Source organism: Romboutsia sp. (assembly GCF_051659545.1).
Classification (GTDB): Bacteria; Bacillota; Clostridia; order Peptostreptococcales; family Peptostreptococcaceae; genus JBOFOR01.
Genome location: NZ_JBOFOR010000260.1, coordinates 1 through 8,351, shown reverse-complemented (window position 1 = coordinate 8,351; position 8,351 = coordinate 1). Strand labels below are relative to the sequence as shown.

7 protein-coding genes are annotated in these 8,351 nt (G+C 27.4%); 2 read left to right on the top strand and 5 right to left on the bottom strand.

The features are described 5' to 3' along the window. Positions 1-272 precede the first annotated feature (272 nt). A complete protein-coding gene (locus ACRC03_RS14795; RefSeq protein ID WP_438653358.1) occupies positions 273-914 on the bottom strand; it encodes an IS607 family transposase in 642 nt (213 codons plus the stop codon). A 328-nt stretch (positions 915-1,242) separates the two neighbouring features. Next, a complete protein-coding gene (locus ACRC03_RS14790; RefSeq protein WP_438653357.1) occupies positions 1,243-2,640 on the bottom strand; it encodes an MFS transporter in 1,398 nt (465 codons plus the stop codon). A 392-nt stretch (positions 2,641-3,032) separates the two neighbouring features. Between ACRC03_RS14790 and ACRC03_RS14785 the strand changes: the two genes are divergently transcribed. Next, positions 3,033-3,467 carry a hypothetical protein gene (locus ACRC03_RS14785; RefSeq protein ID WP_438653356.1) on the top strand — a complete coding sequence of 145 codons (435 nt, stop codon included), beginning with the start codon at positions 3,033-3,035 and terminating at the stop codon, positions 3,465-3,467. Positions 3,468-3,569: 102 nt separating this feature from the next. Here ACRC03_RS14785 and ACRC03_RS14780 read toward each other — a convergent pair whose 3' ends face one another. From ACRC03_RS14780 to ACRC03_RS14770, 3 genes are all read right to left on the bottom strand, one after another. Then, positions 3,570-5,513: an ABC transporter substrate binding protein gene (locus ACRC03_RS14780; RefSeq protein ID WP_438653355.1), complete on the bottom strand. Its 1,944-nt coding sequence runs from the start codon at positions 5,511-5,513 to the stop codon at positions 3,570-3,572. 362 nt (positions 5,514-5,875) lie between these two features. Beyond that, on the bottom strand, positions 5,876-6,076 hold the full coding sequence (locus tag ACRC03_RS14775) for a cold-shock protein (protein ID WP_438653354.1): 201 nt from the start codon (positions 6,074-6,076) through the stop codon (positions 5,876-5,878). Positions 6,077-6,206: 130 nt separating this feature from the next. Beyond that, positions 6,207-7,661, bottom strand: a complete 1,455-nt coding sequence (locus ACRC03_RS14770; protein WP_438653353.1) for a leucyl aminopeptidase — start codon at positions 7,659-7,661, stop codon at positions 6,207-6,209. Between the two features lie 290 nt (positions 7,662-7,951). Between ACRC03_RS14770 and ACRC03_RS14765 the strand changes: the two genes are divergently transcribed. Continuing rightward, positions 7,952-8,236, top strand: coding sequence for a LytS/YhcK type 5TM receptor domain-containing protein (locus ACRC03_RS14765; protein WP_438653352.1), 285 nt, complete (start codon positions 7,952-7,954; stop codon positions 8,234-8,236). Positions 8,237-8,351: the final 115 nt, after the last annotated feature.

Sequence of the window (8,351 nt, the reverse complement as noted above, 5' to 3'; positions counted from 1 at the left end):
GACCTATCACCACTCGACTGCCTCCAGTTCGCATTTCCTCAGCATATACTCTGTTAGGGTGGCTCTTAGTCATTTTAACGAGCTTCTAACCCTTTGATATTCACCTATCAAAACGCTAGTCGTACCTTTGGGCAGGCATCTCAAGGCGTTACCCCATCATTCTACCTATCGTAATATTAGTTCTAATAACTAAAAGTTATTAGGCTAGTTTTGTAGTAAACCCACGCTTACCTTTGTCTAACAACAAGTCGCACCTTAGCATATATCATAACCTAAGCCTGTGCCTTATCATCTATATAATCGCACTCACTATTTCTAAACATTGCTACATTTGCATCTTTTATTTTTTTCGACTTGTGGCTTCTACTACCATATAGTTTTGATGAAAATACAGTAATCACAGATAGTACATCTTCTACTAATTCTTCTTCATATGTTTTATCCTCTGTATGATTTATGACTTCTATTTTTACATTATATATAGAACATAATTCTTCTATAATTTCATATCCAAATCTTATTAATCTATCCTTATAATTAATCACTATTCTATCTATTTCTTCACTACATATTAAAGCTATTAATTCTTTTAATCCTTTTTTATTGTAATTTAGCCCACTACCTAAATCTGATATAACTTTAAATTGATATCCTTTAGCAATACAATAATTACTTACATTCTCTATTTGTCTTTCTAAATCTTGTTTTTGGTCAGATGATGAAACTCTACAATATGCTATAGTTATTTTAAAACTATCATCTTCTTTACACTTGAATCTAATTAAATCATTTTTGTCATATCTTCTATGTTTTCCAGTAGTTCTGTATGAAGTTATTTTACCTTCATTTTCCCACCTCCTCATAGTGGGTACGGATACCCCTAAAAATTCACTAGCTTCTCTTATATTTAACATATTTAAACACCTCCTAAATATATTATTTACAAAAGAAGTTAATTAAATTCATGTTGATTTAATTAATATTAAGTATTTTTATTTATACTGTTTTAATCCCCCTGCTTTTTAAATAATTTTTTCTAAATGTGTTGTATGTCATATTGACCAGCTCCCTTCGTTTTTTATATTATTATGATAAAGTATTATTTAATGATTATAGTAATATTTTATCATATCTTAATTAATTATAAAATTTTAAATATTCTACAAATTTACACAAAGAAAAATGGAACACTATTTTTCTAGTGTTCCATCATTACTATAAGTAGATATGCTTTTATTTAAATTAGCATTCTCCTCTTCTATTTCTTAATTCTTTGTCTACTTCCGCTAATTTAGTTTTTGATAAATTGTATACAAACACCATTGATATAAATGCTATTACTATTGTTACTAATGGTAATACCGTTATTACTTGTTTTATACCGTTAGCAACTTGTTCAGACTGAGCAGCAACCCCTGATTGATATCCTACAAATGTTAAGGCAAATCCACCAATACCACCTGCAACAGCTTGACCTAATTTTCTAACTAAAGAATATGAAGCATAAACTATTCCTTCTTCTCTTTTCCCTGTTATATACTCTTGGTAGTCTATTACATCTGATACTAATGCCCATATTAGTACATTGAAGAATCCTACACCTAAAGATGCTACAAAGTTTATTGCCATAAATACATATGGATCGCTTATTGGCATTAAGAATAAAGCTATATTTCCTACTATTCCAATTACCATACTATATGATACAAGTTCTTTTTTACCAAATTTTTTAACTAAAGGTCCTAAAAATGGTAATACTATAAATGATGCTAGCATTCCAGTAATTCCTGCTAAAGTTATTAACTCTGGAGCTTTGAAATAGTCTTTGTATAAATAAGGTGTTAATGCTTGTACTGCCATCATAGATGATAACATACCAAATGATGCTAACATTATTCCTATTAAAGCTCTATTTTTTAATAATCCTTTTACTGACTTTGTAAAACTTATCTTTTCAGCATTTGGATTAACTTCATGCTTAACTCTTTCTGTTGTTAACTTAAATGCTCCAAAGTAACATAAGTTAGAAAGTATTACGAATAGTGCTACTACTTTAATAAATCCTGCTGCTGTTGGTACATCATTAACAAATATAAGTTTAGGCGCTATTATCATTATAAATACATTAGCAACTAATGCTCCCATTGTTCTCCAAGTAGATAAAGATGTTCTTTCAACTGGATCGGTTGTCATTACTGAAGCTAATGAACCATATGGTATATTTATAGCTGTATAACACATACCAAATCCAATATATGTAATATATGCATAAACTAATTTCATATTTTCAGATATTCCTGGTATTAAAGTAAACGTTAGGAAGCCCATTATTGTAACAGGTAATGCTGCATATAATAAGTAAGGTCTAAATTTACCTTTAGGTCCAACTTTTCTACTATCTATAAACGTTCCCATCATTACATCATTTATAGCATCCCATATTCTAGCTATTATTAACATAGTTCCTACTGCACCTGCTGTTATTCCAAGTACATCTGTGTAGAATAACATTAGATATCCAGATACAAGTGAGAAAAATAAATCATTTCCTACATCTCCTAACATGTACCCGAATTTGTCTTTAATTCCAAATGGTCTTAAAGATAGTGACTGCTGACTTGATTTTTGTGCTCTTTCCATCTTGATTCTTCCTCCTTAAAATTTTGAAAGATAATTTAATTATTGCTTATAACATAAATGAATAATTCCATTTGTTAACAGTTTTATTGATACTTTATATTCTTAATTATTATTTGTTTTAAGCTGTTTTTGAAATTAACATACTAGTATACTAATTTCCGTAAAGATTTATATTTTTATATTAATAGGTTTTAATATTATACCGTTTTCATATACTAGTATATTAGTATATATAATTTAATATTTCAATATATTTCAAATGACAATTTACGACTTTTAAAATATTTAATTGTAGAAAATTGTAATAACTTGATTTGTATATCATAAAGTTATGATTATTTTATTGTAAATGGGTAAATAATACTTTATATATATAACTTTAGGAGGAAAATATGGGAAATTATACGTTAGATTATTTTGCTAAATATTATTTTTTTGAAGAAAGAAATTTCATAAAAGAAGTCAAAAATGGCGAATATATATTAAAGGAACTAAAGCAAAGTAATCGATTTGATTACAAAGGTCATTCTTTTAAATATACCAAGTTTAATAATATATCTATGAGTGATACAAAGAGAAATGTATCAGTAGAAGTATTTGATAATGATATAAATGTATTAATAAATAGCGAGAAAAAACATTTAGATTTAATATATAAATTTGACACAAAATCTTTAGAAGATCATGTAAGGATAGCAACAAGAATAAGTGAGAAAGAAGATGATATATCTTGCTTGTTATACATAGGCCATAATCAAGCTAAAGATTTTATAGAAGAACTAGAAAAAGTTAAAAAATTACAAGTAAATAATATGAATAAAAAATAATAAAAAATCGCACGTTAGTATTTCAACCGTGCGATTTTTTACATTGTACTATAGCCATTATTCAACTTTTTATATAAAATACACTTTTTATTTTACTTCAATTTAAATCATATCTGAAAATTCTATTTCAGCACTTCTAATATGTATTAACTCTCCATTAGAGTAATGGCTTTCAATTTCATCAGTTACCACTTTCTTTATTGGTAACTCAACACTAAAAGATGTCCCTTCACTTAACTTCGAAATTACAAATATTTCTCCATCATGAAGTTCAACCAATGATTTAACCAACGACAGTCCTATTCCACTACCTTCAGTAGTTCTACTTATAGTATCCTCTAGTTGAACAAATTTTTCAAATATTTTTTCTATATTTTCTTTTGCTATACCAATTCCGTTGTCTTTTACCGTAAATATCAGCTTATCTTGATTACAATATACGCTCATTAGAATTTTTCCATTTTCATTTGTAAACTTAATTGCATTTGATAAAAGATTCAAAACTATTCTTTCAATCATATCTGGATCTACAGAGGTTATTAATTCTTCTTTTTGTGTATCAAATATTAACTCAATATTTTTACATTTTGCATAGGGTACTACTGATAATGCAATATCTTCTAGCAAGCTAATTATTTCAATATTTTTCAGTTTTAACTTTGCAATTTCAGAATCAAATTTTGCTACATCTATTATATTATTTACAATTTTAATCATTCTATAGCAGTTTTGCTTTATTATACTTATACTTTTATCATTTTTATTTTTTACTTCATCGCCAAGTTTACTTAAATTGAGCTCTAACAATTGATTACAAGACATAATTATTGCTACTGGCGTTCTAAGCTCATGGCTTATAGTTGATATAAAATCACTTTGCACATTATGTGCTTTTTCAGCTATTTCTTTAGCCTTTAGTATTTCTTTTTCATATTGTTTTCTCTTAATTACGTTTAGTATTAAAGCAACTATAGTAATTATTAAACATGCTACTATTACTAGAACTACTATTGATATTTCTTTATGACTTTTAAGTATTGGAATAGGTTTATTTTCAATATGTGATCCCTGTGGTAATTTGCTTTCTTTTATATTAAATTTCTTTAGTGATTCATAATTAAAAAGATATGTATTTGCTTCTTTTCCACTTATTAATTTTTTAGCAGGAAACTTTCCATTAGAAATTTGATTTGCTATTTCTGCACCCTTTTCCCCTTGTTTATATGGGTCTGTTACAAAACCTCCAATAAACTTATCATTCATTTTAAAATCTATAGTTGTATACTTTGGAAGATTTACTTCATTATTAATGAAATTTTTAAAGTAATTTAAATTTTCAATTTCTATAAAGTATTTTCCATATGTATAAAATTCAAGTATAACACTGTTTTTATCTAGTTTTTTTAATTTTTCTTGTGCTTGCTCTATTCCATCATCGTATACAGATATATGGTTAAAATTTGTATCTTTATATTTCCCCTTTAGATTATAGTAATCATTTATTTCCTTTGATTTACTAGTGGGCTCATAAATTAATGCTACTATATCCTTATCTGGATGAAGTTTCCTAATTAGCTTAATATTCTCTTCAACGAGAATTTCTTCTTTTATTCCATATACATTCTCATATTGTAAAACTTGATTAACTAGTTCCACATCATTAGCACCTAAAAATATCATGGGTGTATCCTTAAATAACTCATCCTTGTACTTTTGCCAAAATCGAATGGCATGGTCTTCTGCTAAAATAATAGCTTCATATTTCTCATATTTGCTTATTTTATGTTTTAACAGATTGTAAAAATTAATTTCGTTTTCTACTTCTGCAAAGTTTCCATAGTCTAGATATTCTATTTGCATATTTATATCTGTATCTAATGCTCTTTTAAATCCATGTATCTGTTTATTGTAATTTTCAAAACTGTTACTATATGACCCTAAAAAAAGAACTTCTTTATTATCTTGCCCACTAATTATATCTGTGTATGTAAGAAAGCAAATTATTGTAACTAATGCACAAATTATTGTATGTTTATTTATATTCACCTATATTTCTCCCCTATTAAGTATTCTCTTTTATAATATATCATAATTAGAACAAAAATAAAATTTCAAAATTTATATACAAAGATTACTCCACCTATCTGTGCTATTATAAATACACTGAAATAGCTTCACTCATTTTTTCTTCAACTAAAAAATTCACTTCGCTTGAGCGACCTGTCGGCGAAACACTTCATATCGCCAACAGCTCTGCGCGTTGCTAAAAATCTTTTTCACTTTCACTAAGTATGTTGACGTTGCTTAAATATAGCAACTTAGCCACAGTTTTTTAGATAATATAATATCCTTAAGCGTAAAAAAAAGACCCTAAAAAGGATCTTTATTTAAGTCTTAAATAATATATATTATAATACAGTTATGTTTTCTGCTTGAGGACCTCTAGCACCTTTAACTATATCAAATCTTACTTTTTGACCTTCTTCTAATGACTTGAATCCATCAGTTTGTATAGCTGAGAAGTGAGCGAAAACGTCATCTCCACCTTCTACTGATATAAATCCAAAACCTTTGTCATTATTAAACCATTTTACTATTCCGTTATTCATATTACTTCTCCTAATTAACCTTATCAAGATATTCTTGATTTACTTTTGTATTACTACAAGATTTATTATAACACCTATATATAATAATAGCTAGTATTATTATATAACTTTTTAATTTAATAGCTTATTTTTACTTTTGTTGTTCCTTTGCTAAATAATATAATGGTCTTGTAGCTATTCCTGTTGCACCTTTTGATAAAATACCTTTTTCTTTTGTAGACAAGCTTGTTCCAGCTATATCTATATGAACCCAAGGTAAGTCTCCATTAAATTCTCCTATAAATAATCCTGCTGTTATAGTTCCTGGATTTCCTGCCGTATTAGTTAAGTCTGCTTCATGATGCTTTATTAGCTCTTTATATTCATCAAATACTGGCATTCTCCAAATTTGTTCACCACTAAAATCAAAACTTTCATTAACTTTCTTGTAGAATTCATCATTATTACTAATTGCTACTGATGCTGCAGCTCCTGTACAATGTAGAGCAGCCCCTGTTAACGTTGCTATATCTAATACCTTAGTAACTTTCTCCTTGGTAACAATATACTCCATTGCATCTATTAAAGTAAGTCTACCTTCTGCATCTGTATTTCCTATGAATATAGTTTTACCTCCCATAGAATTTATTATATCTCCTGGTCTATAGCTATTTCCTGATATCATATTTTCACAGGCAGCTATTACACCTACAACATTGGTATTAAGTTTATTTTCACTTATTGCACACATAGCTCCTATAACTGCTGCTGCACCTGCCATGTCACTTTTCATATCTACCATTCCAGAAGTAGGTTTTATTGATAAGCCTCCTGAATCATAAGTCAGTCCTTTGCCTACATAGCCAAGTATTTGGTCGCTATCTTTGTTTCCTATATATCTCATAATGATAAATCTAGGCTCTATATCTGAGCCTTTTGCTACAGATAAAAATGATTCCATACCTAATTTTTCTATTTCTTTTAACTTTAATATTTCAACTTCAAATCCTTTTTCTTTTCCAAGGTGTTCTACTTCCTTGGATAAAGTCTTAGGATTTAAAATATTTGCTGGTTCATTTACCAATTTTCGTGATATTAGATTTGCCAAAGCGATAGTTGCCGCTTCTTTCTTTATATTTTCATATTTATCTATTTCATTTACTATTATATCAACTTTAGGCTCCTCGCTACTTCTTTCTTTCTTTTTATAATGATCAAATTTGTAATCTGACATTATAAATGATTCTACAGAAGCTCTTACTAGTTGCTCGTTTGAATCAACATTATTTGCATCAAGTACTAACGCAAAATTTGAAACTTTTTCATTTTTAAGTAGACGATAACTTTCACCTAGAATATTTAGAATTTTTCTATAACTTAATTTATCTTTTTTACCCAGACCCACCAAAACAACCTCTACTAATTTACCTTCTTCTAAAATAGTAAGCTTATATAAATCATTTTCTTTACCTTCAAACTTATTTGACTCTTTTAATTGTTCTAATGGTATTTCTGTTATATCTACTTTTAATTTATCTTCGTATATTGGAATTATTATTCCATCGTATTTAGAAATTTCCATTTTATTCTTTAATAAAATTTTCATATCAATTTCCCCCTAAATTTTATATTTTACTAATTTTATACCCATTTTTTTTTATTTATAACTTTATTTTAAATATCCACATTAAATAGTTTACTATGTAAATTTCACTGTATGTATGCATCATTATAATGACACTCTATAAATTAGTTTAATTAAATACCTCTATATACTTATACTAATATCATAATTTAACAAAAAAGTCTATTGTACTCTGTTTTGTACTGGTTAAATATGGTATAAATTAGATATAGCTACTAAAAAATTAGTATAAATTAGAGGTGTTGTATAATATGTTAAATGATTTGTTTGTTAACTCACTAATATTAATTTCATTCACATTTATTACTGGTAATATTTTAAAGGATATACCTAAGCCTACAGCAAATGAACTATATGCTAAAATAATATTAGGAATAGTCGGAGGCTTATTAGGTATCTTAGTAATCTTTTACAATATTAAAATTGATAACACTCACATAATTATTGACCTAAGAATGCTCGTATTAATGATAGTTGATTATGTAGGCGGTATGATTCCCGCAGTTATAACAGGGGCTATAAAACAGTTTAATTAAAAATATTTATACCTAATTAAATCTCTATGAATTTAACTAACTTCTTTTGGAAATAATATATTTAGGAGGTGTTCTAATATGTTAACAATAAAAGAAGCAAGTGAATTTTTAGGGG